The organism is Trichocoleus desertorum AS-A10 (genome assembly GCF_039962155.1).
GTDB lineage: Bacteria > Cyanobacteriota > Cyanobacteriia > FACHB-46 > FACHB-46 > Trichocoleus.
Window position 1 is genome coordinate 37,916 of record NZ_JAMPKN010000011.1, and the last position, 14,783, is coordinate 52,698.

At 50.3% G+C, this 14,783-nt stretch carries 13 protein-coding genes; 8 read left to right on the forward strand and 5 right to left on the reverse strand.

Annotated features, from left to right (window positions below):
- Positions 1-33: 33 nt before the first annotated feature.
- Positions 34-588 carry a GNAT family N-acetyltransferase gene (locus NDA01_RS15755; RefSeq protein WP_348228672.1) on the forward strand — a complete coding sequence of 185 codons (555 nt, stop codon included), beginning with the start codon at positions 34-36 and terminating at the stop codon, positions 586-588.
- Positions 589-693: 105 nt separating this feature from the next.
- On the opposite strand, the gene NDA01_RS15760 is transcribed toward NDA01_RS15755, so the two are convergent.
- Together NDA01_RS15760 and NDA01_RS15765 are read right to left on the reverse strand one after the other, a co-directional pair.
- Entirely contained in the window at positions 694-1,233 is a 540-nt protein-coding gene (locus NDA01_RS15760) for a hypothetical protein (protein WP_190435469.1), read from the reverse strand.
- 182 nt (positions 1,234-1,415) lie between these two features.
- Positions 1,416-1,754: an ArsR/SmtB family transcription factor gene (locus tag NDA01_RS15765; RefSeq protein WP_348228673.1), complete on the reverse strand. Its 339-nt coding sequence runs from the start codon at positions 1,752-1,754 to the stop codon at positions 1,416-1,418.
- A 182-nt stretch (positions 1,755-1,936) separates the two neighbouring features.
- Between NDA01_RS15765 and trxA the strand changes: the two genes are divergently transcribed.
- Positions 1,937-2,299: a thioredoxin gene (gene trxA / locus NDA01_RS15770; RefSeq protein WP_348228674.1), complete on the forward strand. Its 363-nt coding sequence runs from the start codon at positions 1,937-1,939 to the stop codon at positions 2,297-2,299.
- Positions 2,300-2,337: 38 nt separating this feature from the next.
- Positions 2,338-3,468, forward strand: a complete 1,131-nt coding sequence (locus tag NDA01_RS15775) for an alkene reductase (protein ID WP_348228675.1) — start codon at positions 2,338-2,340, stop codon at positions 3,466-3,468.
- 112 nt (positions 3,469-3,580) lie between these two features.
- Here NDA01_RS15775 and NDA01_RS15780 read toward each other — a convergent pair whose 3' ends face one another.
- The gene (locus tag NDA01_RS15780; RefSeq protein WP_190435457.1) at positions 3,581-4,402 is read right to left on the reverse strand and encodes a C39 family peptidase; all 822 of its coding nucleotides are present in this window, start codon (positions 4,400-4,402) and stop codon (positions 3,581-3,583) included.
- 254 nt (positions 4,403-4,656) lie between these two features.
- On the opposite strand from NDA01_RS15780, the gene NDA01_RS15785 reads away from it, so the two are divergent.
- Positions 4,657-5,973, forward strand: coding sequence for a GTPase family protein (locus NDA01_RS15785; protein WP_348228676.1), 1,317 nt, complete (start codon positions 4,657-4,659; stop codon positions 5,971-5,973).
- 101 nt (positions 5,974-6,074) lie between these two features.
- Here the strand turns inward: NDA01_RS15785 and NDA01_RS15790 are convergent, their stop codons facing one another.
- The gene (locus NDA01_RS15790; RefSeq protein WP_348228677.1) at positions 6,075-6,275 is read right to left on the reverse strand and encodes a hypothetical protein; all 201 of its coding nucleotides are present in this window, start codon (positions 6,273-6,275) and stop codon (positions 6,075-6,077) included.
- A gap of 246 nt (positions 6,276-6,521) precedes the next feature.
- Here NDA01_RS15790 and NDA01_RS15795 point away from each other — a divergent pair, with 246 nt between their 5' ends.
- The 4 genes from NDA01_RS15795 (at position 6,522) to NDA01_RS15810 (ending at position 10,182) form a co-directional block, all read left to right on the forward strand.
- Complete coding sequence (locus tag NDA01_RS15795) at positions 6,522-7,040, forward strand: thiol-disulfide oxidoreductase DCC family protein (RefSeq protein WP_348228678.1); 519 nt, start codon at positions 6,522-6,524, stop codon at positions 7,038-7,040.
- Positions 7,041-7,080: 40 nt separating this feature from the next.
- On the forward strand, positions 7,081-8,271 hold the full coding sequence (locus NDA01_RS15800; protein WP_348228679.1) for an MGDG synthase family glycosyltransferase: 1,191 nt from the start codon (positions 7,081-7,083) through the stop codon (positions 8,269-8,271).
- Positions 8,261-9,790, forward strand: coding sequence for a glycoside hydrolase family 1 protein (locus NDA01_RS15805; RefSeq protein WP_199295940.1), 1,530 nt, complete (start codon positions 8,261-8,263; stop codon positions 9,788-9,790). The genes NDA01_RS15800 and NDA01_RS15805 overlap by 11 nt, the downstream gene beginning before the upstream one ends.
- Positions 9,791-9,858: 68 nt before the next feature.
- Positions 9,859-10,182, forward strand: a complete 324-nt coding sequence (locus NDA01_RS15810; protein ID WP_348228680.1) for a DMT family transporter — start codon at positions 9,859-9,861, stop codon at positions 10,180-10,182.
- Here the strand turns inward: NDA01_RS15810 and NDA01_RS15815 are convergent.
- A complete protein-coding gene (locus NDA01_RS15815) occupies positions 10,154-14,779 on the reverse strand; it encodes an nSTAND1 domain-containing NTPase (protein WP_348228681.1) in 4,626 nt (1,541 codons plus the stop codon). The genes NDA01_RS15810 and NDA01_RS15815 overlap by 29 nt on opposite strands.
- Between the last annotated feature and the right edge of the window lie 4 nt (positions 14,780-14,783).

Genomic DNA, 14,783 nt, shown 5'->3' on the forward strand with positions numbered 1-14,783 from the left:
CGATCACCTTCGGGCTACTGTAGAAGAAAAACGATGGAGATCGTCACTAAAAGATTTCTACTGCGAGACTTTATCCAGGAAGATGAGCCTGCTTTTATGGCTTATCATGCCGATCCAAAATATGCCGAATTCTGTGCGCCGGAAGAGGTGTCACCCAACCGAACCCGTGAATTGCTCCACCTATTCGGCCAGTGGGCAACCGAGTCTCCCCGTCGCAACTATCAGCTTGCCATCCGCGATCGCCGGAAATTGCATGACCTGATTGGCTGCGGTGGACTGCGCCGTGAAGGTTATGGTGCTGAGCAAGCAGAACTAGGGATTGAGTTAGCTCCCCAGTTTTGGGGACGTTATGCCTACGCAATCGAGATTGCTCAAGCCTTGATTCAGTTTGGCTTCCGCGATCTGGGATTAAAAGAGATCCGGGGTGTTTCCGTGAGTGCAAACTTGCGAGTCACCCGTTTAGCTCAACGATACGGGTTTGTTGAAATTGGCCCACGTCCTAGCCCTAGTTGGATGACTGCGCGGGGATGGAGCCAAACGGAATGGCAACTGACGCGGGAAGCGTGGGAGCATTTATCAGCAGTCTGACTAGCAGATGGCAGCGAGTTAAATTGAGGATGTAGTTATACCCAAAGTTTAGCGAATGGCTACCTAAGCCTAGGTTTACCATTCGCTAAAAGCGATCGCTTGATTCTACTTGCGATCGGCAGCAGCTTGACGAGAGATAGCGACAAAAGCAGCAAAAGGATACTCAATTAAAACAGGATCTTCAGGGACAAAGCGCCCTTTCAGAGGTGCCTTTTGACCCAACCCTTGCAAAGACGCGATCGCGATTGGGGCTTTCAGTTTCTCTAATTCTTGCACTTCCCAGTAAATCGCCCAAGTCGGTCTCGCTCCAGCAGTAGATTGGGGACGAAACATCGATTTGCCTGGGTAACGGCCATTGCGAGAAGGTACATGCCCAATGTAACGGGCGCGCCACCAAACTTCGGGATTTAATGGCTGATCTCCTTGAGCCTCAGAAGCGTAAATTAACACTTCGACCGCGCGTTCTTTGCGAAGCTCATCCGCTTTCCGAATGACTTCAAAGGCCATACTACCAAAAGCCACCTTGGGCAACCCTTCGTTTGTGACTTCATCTAAGTTGAGTTGAGCAGCGATCGCTTCTAGTCCCGAAAGCAGGTGAATTTCCGGGACAGGAGCAAGAATCGCGAACGTGCGTGTCGTCTCCATTCATGCATCTTCTAAGCTTCCTTAAGCATTCTAGGCCGTCTTGCCGCTTCTGGAGATTTTCTCTGAAGCGAGCTAAATAAGATTGCTTGGACTGCTTGGGTGAGTAGGCACAAAACTTGCTCCTACGGAAATACTGTGGTTCAGCCAATTAAAAATTGCGTTAAGAAATCCTTTAATTAGATTTAATTAGAGCTGTTGGCGTCAGGCAGTCCTTTGATGCTGGCTAAACAGTGGGCGAGTAGACAGCGATTAAGCGAGCTGTATTTGGTTTGTCCTTCCTTTCTGACTTGGACTAGGCCGCAGTCAACCAAAGTTTTGGAGTGATGGCAGAATAAGGCCAGGCTAATTTCTAGATGGTTGGCGAGTTCGGAGCCGCTCATTTCTACGGACTGGGCTAACAAATCCACAATTCGTAGACGGGTAGGATCGCCAAGAGCTGCAAAGATCTTAGCCCGTTGTTCTGAGTCTAGTTTTAGGAGCGGGGCAGCGCTGCGAGATGAATCAAGGTTGGAGTCGAGCATGGGGCGATCGCAAGGGTAGAACCCCTTTTTATGGCTAATGATTCTACTTCTATCTTAAGGCGTAAAAGCTTTTACTTAAATACTTAAACAAGTACTTGACGATCGAGGACAGGTTGTTTACTATTTAGTTAAATGGTTGTTTAACTACTTGAACTGCAACAACCAACTGGAGGCGTAACGCCATGTCAGATCATTATCAATCCATCAAGCTGACCGACGAAAACTTTGACAGCGAAGTGCTGGCTAGCTCCATGCCCGTGTTGGTAGATTTTTGGGCTCCTTGGTGTGGGCCTTGCCGAATGCTCAGCCCCATTGTGGAAGAATTAGCCGCAGAGTTTGAGGGGCAGGCAAAGGTAGCCAAGCTCAATGTGGACGACTACGAGCAACTTGCGACGAAATACAACATCAGCGCTATCCCTACTCTCATTTTCTTCCAAGATGGTCATGCTGTTGACCAAGTGAGCGGAGTGGTGCGCATGCAAGTCTTGGCAGATAAGCTCAACGCCTTGTTACACCGCGATCGCGCTTCTCATTCCGCTGCCTAACTTCGTTGATTTTCAGGAATCTCAGGGAGATTTTGTTCATGAGTGCCAATGTTGATCTGCTCTCTCCGGTAAAGCTCGGTCCTTACGAATTGCCGAATCGCTTAGTGATGGCTCCGCTAACTCGCAATCGGGCGAGCGCAGGATATGTACCTGGAGCCTTAATCGCGACTTATTACGCTCAGCGAGCTTCGGCAGGTTTGATCATCAGTGAAGCCAGCCAAGTGTCACCGCAGGGTTTGGGATATCCCAGTACTCCTGGGATTTACTCACCAGAACAGGTGGCAGGATGGCGGCTCATCACCGATGCTGTGCATGCCAAGGGAGGTCGGATCTTTCTGCAACTTTGGCACGTGGGACGAATCTCCCATCCTTCTTTGCAACCTGATGGGGCGTTGCCTGTATCTCCTTCCGCGATCGCCCCTACAGGACAAGCTTCTACCTACGAAGGGATGCAGCCCTTTGTCACGCCCCGCGCTCTAGAAACTCATGAGATTTCTGGGATCGTAGAGCAATATCGCCAAGGAGCGCAAAATGCTCTAGAGGCTGGGTTTGATGGCGTAGAAATCCACGCGGCCAATGGTTATCTAATCGATCAGTTTTTGCGAGATGGTACCAACCATCGCACAGACGAATATGGTGGCTCGATTGAAAACCGAGCTAGGTTCCTGCTAGAAGTCACAGCAGCAGTGACTAGTGTGTGGGACGGCGTTGGCGAAGCCTCCCGGAACGGGAATCGCGTTGGAGTTCGTCTCTCTCCCAGCGGTTCCTTCAACAGCATGTCTGACTCTGATCCAGTAGCGACGTTTAGCTATGCGGCTCAAGCGTTAAACCAGTTCAATTTGGCTTATCTACATATTGTGGAACCCAGAGCTGATGAAAACTTTACCGCTGACACACCCGCATCTCGCTTGACCACAGGCTACTTCCGCTCGATTTTCAAAGGCACGCTGATTGCTGCGGGGGGCTACGATCGCGAGACTGGCAATGCGGCATTAGCCAACGGAGAAGCAGATTTGGTCGCTTATGGCAGACACTTTATTGCCAATCCAGATCTACCAGAACGCTTTGCCGTCAATGCGCCGCTCAATCCTGCCGATCGCTCTACTTTCTATGGGGGAGATGAGCGAGGCTATATCGATTACCCCACTTTAGCTCTCCAATCTGCCTAAATGCTCTAACTCTAACCAGCGCTTGACCGAAACACTCAACTAGCTTCACGCGATCGCCTGCTTTAATCACGGGCGATCGCTTTTTTAGTTTTTTTGGATGTTGCAGAATGCCTCAAGCTTTCGCAAGACGATGGAGCCAAATAAAGTTAGGTCCTTCTGGCGAACACTTGCTTTGGATCAACTGATTAGAATAATGGAGATTTTCCCCAGATAGATCGTTTCTGTAGCCTGACGCAAACCACTCCCCATAGGGATCATTGACATAGAAACCGTTAGCATCATAACCACGGACGACCATAATGTGACCGAAGCTCGTGAAGTAGCCATGAATAATACAAGGTCTCCCTTCCGCGATCGCTTTACGGATATCCGACAGCCGCGCTTGAGTCGTGAAATCTACCTTTAAGCCATAAGCTCGACCCATTTTTGCTAAATCTAGCGGCTCCCAACGGGACAAACCATTGCGCTCCATGTAGCGATACAGTTCATCCTCTAGCTGTCCTACCCCGGTTCGTCCCTTAATTTGGAGGTATGCCATCACCATCGCGTAGGAGGTGACATTACAAGCACCAGTAGGATTTAAAGCATTATCTAACTGGCTTTTGTGAGGAATATTTAGCGTTTTGCGTTCTGGTAGACGGCGAGTTGGGAGCGGCAGTGAAATCTTCGGCCCTGGAGGAGCAGCCGTCGTCACTTTGTTTTGATTATTGATTAATTGAGTATGGGGTGTATAAACATACCAAGTATTTTGCGGCGGTGTTCCTAGAACATCTTTGAGGAGTGCCACCTTGAGATGATTCTTGCCTACTGCTTTCCACGAATGAACTTCAAATACTTTACCTGCTTCGACCTGGACTTTGTCTGATTCAGGCAACTTGGCAGAATCATCTGTGGATTGCTTAAAAGTAGTATTGCGAATAACTTTGAGTTTCATAATTTCATTGAAGATCAACTCAAGGGGACAGTTCCACCATATCTCTGCCTCAACCCTGTTCTGATAGCTTAAGCGATCGCGCGATCGCTGCTATTGCCACTCAATCTTTGAACTCAATCCTTGGTCTACAGGGCTTGGCGTAGACTTCGCTAAAATAGCTATAAGTAGCTCCTAAGTTTAACAATCTTAAGAATCTACTCCCTGAAGCTCTCTCCAACTTCAGTCAAGTTGCCCCTCGTTGCTGTGTTGATGCCATGACCCAACCCCCTGACGCAGATTCTCAATCCGCTCATCCACCAACTCCAGGCATGACCCCTGAAGCGGGCAAAGAAGCTTGGAAGCAGCGTATTTCGGGGGTTTGGAGCAATGCCACAACTCGCCTCACCAAACTCTTGCCAATGGAGCAAGTCACTCAACTGACATCAGGCTGGTTCAACGTCAGCGAAGAGCAGGTTGCCGAAATTTTAGAGAAAGTGCGGGCCGAGTTGCCTACCACGGAAGCGCTGCTGATTGGCAAACCCCAATCTGGCAAGAGCTCCATTGTCCGAGGCTTGACAGGAGTTTCATCGGAGATCGTAGGCCAGGGTTTTCGGCCTCACACCCAGCATACGGAGCGCTATGCCTACCCTTCCAACGATTTACCGTTGCTGATTTTTACCGATACGGTTGGGCTAGGTGACGTGAATCGGGAGACGCAGCTAGTCATTCAGGAACTCATTGGGGATCTACAGCAACAAACCCAATGTGCCAGAGTGTTAATTCTCACGGTCAAAATTAACGACTTTGCTACCGATACGTTGCGTCAGATTGCTCAGCAACTGCGGCAACGTTATCCCGAAATCCCCTGCCTGCTGGCAGTGACCTGCTTACATGAGCTATATCCCTCTGGCACCGCTGATCATCCGACGCATCCCCCCGACTATACAGAAGTAAACCGCGCCTTTAGCGCTTTGCAGAACGCTTTTGGGAAGTTATGCGATCGCGCTGTCTTAATCGACTTCACACTCGAAGAAGATGACTATCATCCGGTCTTCTATGGTTTAGAAGCCTTCCGTGATGCCTTAGCTGATTTACTGCCAGAAGCAGAAGCGCAAGCAATTCATCAACTGCTAGAGCAAGGTGCTGGTGAGAAAATTGGTAATCTTTACCGAGATGTCAGCCGCCGCTATCTATTGGCCTTCTCCATCAGTGCTGCGACTCTCGCCGCTGTACCCTTACCATTTGCTACCATGCCTGTCCTCACCGCTTTGCAGGTGTCGCTAGTGGGTTTACTGGGAAAACTTTACGGCCAAACCCTCACCCCGTCTCAAGCAGGAGGTGTCGTCAGTGCGATCGCAGGTGGTTTTGTGGCGCAGGCGATCGGACGAGAACTAGTCAAGTTTATTCCTGGCTTCGGCAGTGTGATCGCTGCATCTTGGGCAGCAGCTTATACCTGGGCTTTGGGTGAAGGAGCTTGTGTTTATTTCGGCGACTTAATGGGTGGCAAAAAGCCTGATCCCCAAAAGATTCAGACGGTGATGCAAGAAGCTTTCAAGTCAGCCCAAGAGCGCTTCAAAGGAATTAAGCCGTAGGGGCGAGCTTTGTAGTTGCCCTCATCTTGGCTTGCCCTGATGTATTCAGGGGGCAGGTGCAAAACCCGCCCCTACAGTCATTGTTGCCATGTGACGCGTGTCTATCTCAGCAGCCTGGTAACTCTTGCGTCGTACTCAGCACCTCGTGGGTAGTCACTTCTAGCCTGATCGCAGGCGATACCACCCGCTCTCTGCATTGACTCAGCATCGATTTCGTATCGGGTTGTGCCGTGGTTAAAGGTCGTGCATAGCTGCTCAGCACACTCTTTGATATCAACCCATACTTCGTAAGTGTGAACCATTTCGGAGCCTCCTCGTTTAACTCGAAACGATGGGAATTGCTTCAGTATAAAAACATTGGGCTGGGGTCATCTGGGGAGAAAGACAATTCTTTAGTTGTTGTTATCTAAGTTAGAAGCCTGTTACAGCAGGCAAATAATTAGCCGTATCGGACGGTAATCTGCTACGCCTTTTAATTGTTAATTTTCTTAAAATACTAAGTAAGCTAATACTCCTCTTACTTGAGCACTCATCACCCTAGAACTGCTATGTCCTTAAATGCCTACGAAGATGCCTCGTCTACTCAACTGCCGCTATCCGAAGTTAAAACTGTAGCCGCTGCCCCCTCCTGGAAAATTAAATTGCTATATGACGGTGAATGCCCGTTGTGCTTGCGGGAAGTTAATTTCTTGGCTAAGCGCGATGCAGGCCGAAGATTAGTCGCATTTGTAGACATTGCCAAGGATGACTACGATCCCAAAGCCAATGGTGGAGTAGATTTTGCAGCGGCTATGGGACGCATTCATGCCGTGCTAGCCGATGGCACCGTGATCAAGAATGTGGAAGTGTTTCGCCGAGTTTATGAAATTCTGGAGATGGGCTGGATCTACGCCGCCACAAAATGGCCTGTAATTGGACCCATTGTGGATCGCCTGTATGACTTTTGGGCAGATCGGCGACTGGCGCTGACGGGACGACCCCATTTAGCGGCGATCGCGGCAGAACGCCAGCAGCGACTAGAATGCCAGACTCAAGGACGCTGTCAATTGGCTCACGATGATGTTTAACTATGGATGCATCAGGCAACTCTTTCTTAAATGAGTCCCCATGACACGAATTTTAATTCTGTACTCTTCTTTAGGATCAGGGCATGTCAGCGCTGCCAGAGCCTTGAAGGACGCATTCGCTCGCTTTCCTGATGTAGAAGTGCTCAGTGAAGACGCCCTTACCTATGCCAGTTCAGTTTACCGCAACGCCATAACGCAACTTTATGAGCAACTAAGCGAAAAAGTGCCATTGCTCTACAAGGCGTTTTATGAAGGCAGTGACGTAGATGACCTGGAACGCGCTATTGACAGTAATCTCACTTGGGCTCGGTTGGAACGTCCTTTCTTTCGCAAGTTAGGGCAGTTTATCAAGAAAGCCGATCCCGATGTGGTGGTCTGTGTGCAGCAGATTCCCAGCCGCTTGTTACAACTCCTAGACCAGGAAGATGAAGTCTCCAAACCGCAATATGTGGTTGTGACTGACACAATCGCCCACAGCACTTGGATTAACTATGGCGTGAATGGCTACTTCCTGCCGAATGATTTAAGTGCGAATTTTTTAGTGCAGCGGGGGGTAAATCCGCAATTGCTGCATGTAACCGGGATTCCAATCCACCTAGAGAGTACGAAGCCTAAGACTAAAGTCGCGGTGCGATCGCAGCATGATCTACCTCTTGATGGCTCGATCATTACACTTTTTGGAGGTGGCCTAAACCCCAGGCGAGTCCGGACAATGGTTTCTAGTCTAGTGGAGTACTCCGGGGCGAGCATGGTAGTGTTGGTCGCTGGACGTAATGGTGATTTGTTAGAAGCAGTGTCCGATTTGGAGGACAACGATACAACTAAGCTGCGTCGGCTGGGCATGATTGATCATGTAGATGATTTGATCGTAGCCAGCGACTTGACGATTACGAAAGCAGGGGGACTGATTACCAGCGAGATCTTGGCGCGGGGTACACCGATGGTGATTGTTGATCCGATTCCCGGTCAAGAGGAGCAAAATGCTGACGTAATTGCATCGGCGGGCGCAGGGGTGCAACTGCGACTTTTAGAAATGGTCACTCCAGCAGTTCAATATCTGCTACAGCATCCAGAGCGCCTAGCAGAGATGCGGCAGGCAGCTTTGGAAATTGGTCAGCCTGCGGCTGCTCTGAATATTGCTGAATATGTTCTCCACAATTGGCAATCTCACTACGTTTCTAAAGATTCGAATCTAGAACCCTATGCAGAACAACTCAACGATGTCACGTGAATCATTCTTGTGGGGAGTTGCCACCTCCGGTTACCAAAGCGAAGGGGGATATAACGGTCCTGGACAACCCCAGAACAACTGGTGTTGGAGTGAGTCGAAAGGCAGCGTGATGCCGACGGTAGGGGCGACTGAATTTTGGCATCGCTATGAAGAAGATTTTCAGCGTTGCCAAACCATTGGCTTAAACTCATTTCGCTTAGGCTTAGAGTGGGCCCGAATTCAACCTTCTAGCGATCGCCACCCCAGTTCTCTTCCAGCTTTTGACTACAGTGCCCTAGATGCTTATAGCGATCGCGTTGCTGCTTGTCGTCGGTATGGTTTGGAGCCAGTCGTTACCTTACATCATTTCACTCATCCTGCTTGGTTAGGGATAGATGCTTGGCTGACTGAAGCGACTGTTGATTATTTTGTGGAATATGTCCGGGTGGCAGTCACACACATTAATCGTCGCTTAGTAGATCATCATCAACTGCCGCCGATCCATTGGTACATCACCATCAATGAACCGAATATTTTAGTTTCCAATACCTATTTAAGCCGGCAGTTTCCCTCGGATGCGGCAATGGGTTCGAGCATCGTCCTAGAGGCTTATAATCACATGTTGGCCGCTCATGTTCGAGCTTACAACTGTATCCATGACATCTATGTTGCCTCTGGGTGGACCACGCCACGAGTCTCTCTCAATACTTACTGTAGCGATCTTTATTGGTCAGAGAAAGTAATTTGGGATCTACTAGATTTACGACAACATGATGTTAAGCCAAGAGATATTAAAGAGTATATTCATGACAAGGCGGATCAGTTAGAAACAGCGCTGCTAGAAGCAAAACTGCCCTTCCGACATAATTTGCCTTATCAACTGGGGCGCTTTACCCATTGGAGTGTGAATCGTTTAGGCTACCGCTTATTCAATCTTGAGCAGCTTGACTTATTCTTGCAAGAGCTAGAGCTTTCACCTCGGCCTCAGGTCATTGACTATCTAGCGATCGATTACTACGATCCGTTTATTGCTCATATTTTTCGTCTCCCCGCCTTCTCAGATTTCGAGTTTAAAACTAAGGGCTTCCGGGCTTGGCTGATGAGTGGCATTACCAGCAAGTGGTGGGATTGGCGCAGTTTACCCGAAGGTCTACATTTCTTCTGTAAATACTATTCCGAAGATCTCCGTAATCTTCCTATGATGATTGCTGAAAATGGTATGGCGCTGCGGCGGAAGCCAGATAACAGTGTAGCCACCCATCGGGCGGATCAACTTCGTCGTAGTGAGTTTCTTAAAGCCCATCTCCAGCAGGTGCAGCGGCTATTGCAGGAGTCTGTGCCCATGATTGGCTACATGCATTGGTCACTCACTGATAACTATGAGTGGGGTTCTTATACTCCACGTTTTGGTTTGTTTACCATTGACTTTGCTCACGGCAGCGATCGCTTGCTAGAAGACCACCTCGGCGATCGCCCCTCAGAAACTTATGCCCAATTAATTCAAGAAATCATGGCTGAGCGAGTGAATGTATCGGGATGACAATATCGTGATGGAGCGCAAGGATTCTAGTGGCTTAATAGGGAAAGGTTCTAAAGTGTTTGCCTCCAATGCATCAAAGCTGGGTGTTTCTTGCGTCTGCCATTCTTTGCGAGTTGATAGCAACTCTGTGCTTAAAGAAAACCAATGGTTTCGTTAATTCCAAATATCTATTGGGTTCTGTGATTGGCTATCCAGCCGCTTTTATCTGTTTTGGATTCTCTCTCAAAGGAATAGAAGTGAGTGTAGCCTACGCCATTTGGTCAGCGATTGGCATTGTTGGCACCACGATCTTGGGAGCAGCTTTGTTTGGCGAGAGCCTGAGCAATTTCAAGATGGCCTGTATACTTCTGATCCTCTTTGGTATCATTGGCCTGAACGTCGCCAAAAGATAGCTTTTTTGATTTCTGACTTGAGTTGCCCGATGGCAGGCGGCGATGAACCTGGACATAACTGGCGATCGCGAGGATGTACTGTCGGGTTACTGCGTAGATAATCACTGACCCAATCACATCCTTGTTGCATCAGCCAGTCTAGTTCTAGGCTCCATAACACCACTTTTCCATTACTCACGGAAAGAATTTGTTGATTATCCAGGCCAAATGTTGCTCCGAAGACACTTCCGTTATATCCCTGGAGCGTCTTCAGCAGTGTGCCATCCAAGCTCCACAGTTTCACAGTGTTATCAGCACTTCCAGATACTAAGGTTTGGCCATCGGCACTGAAGCCGATGCTGGTGACAGTATTACTATGGCCCCGTAAAATGCTGAGCAATCTACCATCGATACTCCATAGCTTGATCAGATTGTCGGCACTGGCAGAAGCTAGCATTTGACCATTCGGGCTAAAGCTAATGGCTAGGACGCTGGAATTGTGGCCTTCTAGGGTTTTCAGAGGCGATCCATCTTGCCGCCATAGCCGAATCGTGCTGTCTTTGCCCGCAGAAGCTAAAATTTGCCCATCTGGACTAAAGCGAACAGTCAGAGCTAAATCTTGATGACCCCATAGAATGTGCAAGAGTTTTCCTGCCGAGTTCCATAGGCGCACGGTGTGGTCGAAGCTGGCAGACGCTAATGTTTGACCATCGGGGCTGAAGCTGACATCGTAAACCGCAGCGTTATGCCCTGTTAGGGTGGTCAGCAAAGTGCCATCCTGCCGCCAAAGCTTCACCGTGCCATTACTGCTAGCGGAAGCCAGAGTTTTACCATTGGGGCTAAAACGAATGCTGTAAACCGGAGCTGCGTGCCCTTGCCATTGATGCAGGAGTTTACCATCTTGCTGCCAAAGTTGGATCAGACCCTCTCGGTTCCCTGCTGCAATCAGGCGACTGTTGGGACTCAGACTGGTGATATTACTGCGATCGCCAATACTCTGTGAGGCGCGGCGCTGGAGTTGCCAGAGTTTAACGGTGCGATCGCCACTCCCAGAAGCGAGTAGTTGCCCATCCGGGCTAAAGCTGATGGTTTCAATCCGTGAGCTATGACCCGGTAAAGTTTGGAGCAGCTTGCCCTTGAGATTCCAGAGTTTGACGGTGCGATCGCCGCCCACAGAAGCTAACCTTTTCCCATCCGAGCTAAAACTGATGGCTGTTACGGCGGCGCGGTGCCCTGACAAAACCTGAAGCATTGCTCCATCCACATGCCATAGGCGAATCTTTTGGTCATTACTAGCTGAAGCCAGCAGTTGGCCATTGGGGCTGAAGCGCACCATGTTCACTGCGCCCTTATGTCCTTTGAGGGTTTGTTGCAGGGTGCCATTGAGTCGCCAAACTTTGATGCTACCGTTACCGTGGGCGGAGGCTAGTGTCTGACCCTGGGGACTAAAGCTCAGAGACTGAATGCTATCTCCCTGAGCAGTCCAAGTTTTTAAGGGCGTACCATTGCGTTGCCATAGTTTAATCGTGCCGTCCGTACTGGCTGAAGCGAAAATTTTGTTATCCGGGCTAAAACTGACGCTGGTTACTCCTGCGGCATGGTCTGGGAGAACTTGCAGGGGTGTGCCATTGGCTTGCCACAGGCGCACCGTTTGGTCAGCACTACTCGATGCGATGAGTTTTCCGTCCGGGCTAAACTGCACCGCTGTGACGCGATCGCGATGACCGGAGATCGTTCTTTGCAAGGTGCCATCCAACCGCCACAACAAAATGGTTCGGTCTGCACTAGCTGAGGCTAGGGTTTGACCGTTGGGGCTAAAGCTGACACTGGTAACCGAGTCTCGATGTTGTTCCAGTCGTTGACGCTCTTGCACCGTATAGAGTGCTTGTAGGAGGGTCGAGGCAACTCGTATGCGCGTGGTGGGTGTTACGCCTGACGCATGTTGGAGCTGATTACCAGCGCGAAGCGCTTCCAGCAGGGCATCGAAAGCTTTGTCAGAGGCCAGAAGCGCTTCTGAGGAAAAGCTCTGAGCACTGAGTTGAGCATTGCGGGTTTGGATTTCTGCTCGTTCCCATTGCCATGCCGCGATCGCGCCCAATCCCAGCGACCCAAGCAAACCCAAACTGAGGCCGAAAATCACCCGGCGGCGGCTGCGGTGACGCTCGGACTGCTCCTGGTGTTGGTAAGCTAAACTGCGCTGAATAAAGTCCTGCTCCTCTGAACTTAGATCTGCCGACTGTTCTTGCAACCAGAATTGGGCTTCCAGTAAAGGGGCACCCCGCAGCAAGGCTCCATCATCGCGATCGCTCACCTGCCATTGCCGAATCAGCGATCGCAGTCGCTCTTGCCACAACCGGAACGTCCGCACCTCCTCCATCCACTGCCGCAACCGCTGCCACTCCCGAATCAAGGCTTCATGCACGACTTCTGCGGTTTCTATGCCATCGGCACTGCGATTCGTCACCACCAATCGAGCATCAGCCAAGCGTCTGACCAAGGGCCAGTTAGTTTCGCCAATCTCACGGCGAGTGGCTAAGCGGCGGATATCGACACCACCTTCTCCAGGCCGTACCAACTGCGTCAACAAACGCTGCACCTGTTTTTGCTCAGCCGCAGCCAACTTTGCATAAACCTGCTCAGCATAAACGGCTAGCGCTTGATTGACTCCGCCGATCGCATCATAGGCGGCATGAGTTAACTCACCTCGTTGCTGCCGCTCCCACAGTAGAGTCAGCGCAAACTCTAGGAGTGGCAGGTTTCCGGGAGCCTGACTGATGCTCTCCAAAATCCGGACGGTGAGGCCATCGGCAATTTTGACTTGCATCAAGGCGGCGGGTTGGGCGATCGCAGCTTCCAAGTCGGCGGCACTCATAGGGCCGATCAATTCTGGAGCGAACTGACTTAAGATATCGGCAAAGGGTCGGTAGGCTAGGGCTGATTCGAGGAAGTCTGCTCGTAGCGTCAAGACCAACGTACAGGCGGTCCCAGATGGCAGCAAAGCCAAGAGCTGATCGAGAAACTGCTGTCGTTCCGTATCTAATTGGCAAAGGGTGTAGAGTTCCTCAAACTGATCCACCAACAGCAGCGATCGCTTGGCGGTGGGGTATTTGTAAAGAATCTGCTCCATCACATCGGGCAGAGTTAGAGTTCCTTGTTGCAAAGCAGCAGCGAGGTGATTAGCTGCAATTAATTGTTCTGTCTCGCTACGGTCTGGCTCTAGCAGCGTTACAAACTGCTCCGCTAAGCGCAAGAAGGGTCGTTGGCTAGGACGCAAGCTGCAAATCAGCCAATCTCCTTCCGCTCGTAAGCGGGGAATTAACCCTGCTGCCACCACTGAGGATTTGCCGCTGCCAGAAGGCCCAAGCACAGCGATTAAAGGTTGAGTGGGTACTATGTGCAGCAGTTTTTGGGTAAAAGCTTCCCGCCCAAAGAAAAACGGCGCATCCGACTCTTGAAAGGCTGCCAAACCACGATAAGGACAAGGCGGGACGGGGGCTAAGGAAACTGACTCAACCCTCTGATCTACCGCTTGGTTTTGAGGCTGCCAAATCATTGGCAGTTCAGCAGGATTTTGGCAAATAACCGGGAGCCAACTAGCGCAAGGAAACTCATCTTCTAATCCTTGCAATTGCTCTCTGGCTTGCCGCACTGCCAGATAGAGCGGTGCTCCTTGAGTGAAGCTTGTAAGAAAGGCTTTCAAGAACTCCTGAGCCACCAAATCAGGCACAGGCTCTCGCATCACGATCATCTGGGGGATATGCAAAGCCTGTAGATCGTGGGCTAAGCCTAAACCATCACAAGAATTGAAAATGGCTAATTGCAACCCCTGAGCGATCGCCTGCTGGAGGGCATGTTTCAAGTCGCCTAACCCCAAACGCTGGTTAGGATTGATCGCGATTTGGCCTGTGGCCCCATCTGCTTGACTAGCGCTATGTCCTGCAAAAAACAGGATATCCCAGCCTTGGGCATCCCAAAGTTGTTGATTCAGTTCCTGACGTTTGGGTTCTACCAAAAAAACAACTTCAGCCGTGGGGGCGAGTTGGGCCAGGAGTTGGCGATCGGCTTCTGTGTCGATTCCTGCCCGGTTGCCCAATACTGCCAGAATCCGGATTTTGTCTCTAGCGATCGCAGGTCGGTCTAGTCGTTCGTATCCAGGCGCACTGAGCGCAAGTTCAGCATTCGGGTAGCGCTCAAAAAAATCCCACCGATGCCAAGGTAAGCGGCGTAAACGCAGATCTCCAACTTGCAAAATTAGCCGAATCAGATCGGCAGGCGACAGTTTTTCCAGCAGCTTCTCGCGGACAGGACGAAATGAGCCAGCGCTGAGCCAATGATTGAGATTAGCGCTTAAAGTATCAGCCGCATCCTGACAGAGCGTGGTAAAGGAAACTCGATTAACTTGCCCGCTGGGTGCTTCAATCCGTAAGTTAAATTGCCAACCCAGAGCGAGATAAGTGGTTTGCCAGCGCTGGTAGTCTTCCAATATTGTGGGGTTGGGCGGGAGAACTCCGGTAATTTCTGTACTGGGGCGATCGCCTTCCACACCAATCTGCAACGTTACCGGAAAGCCCCGTTCAAAATCGCCTGCACCCAACTTGAAGACAACTAGCTTCCCCATCGGC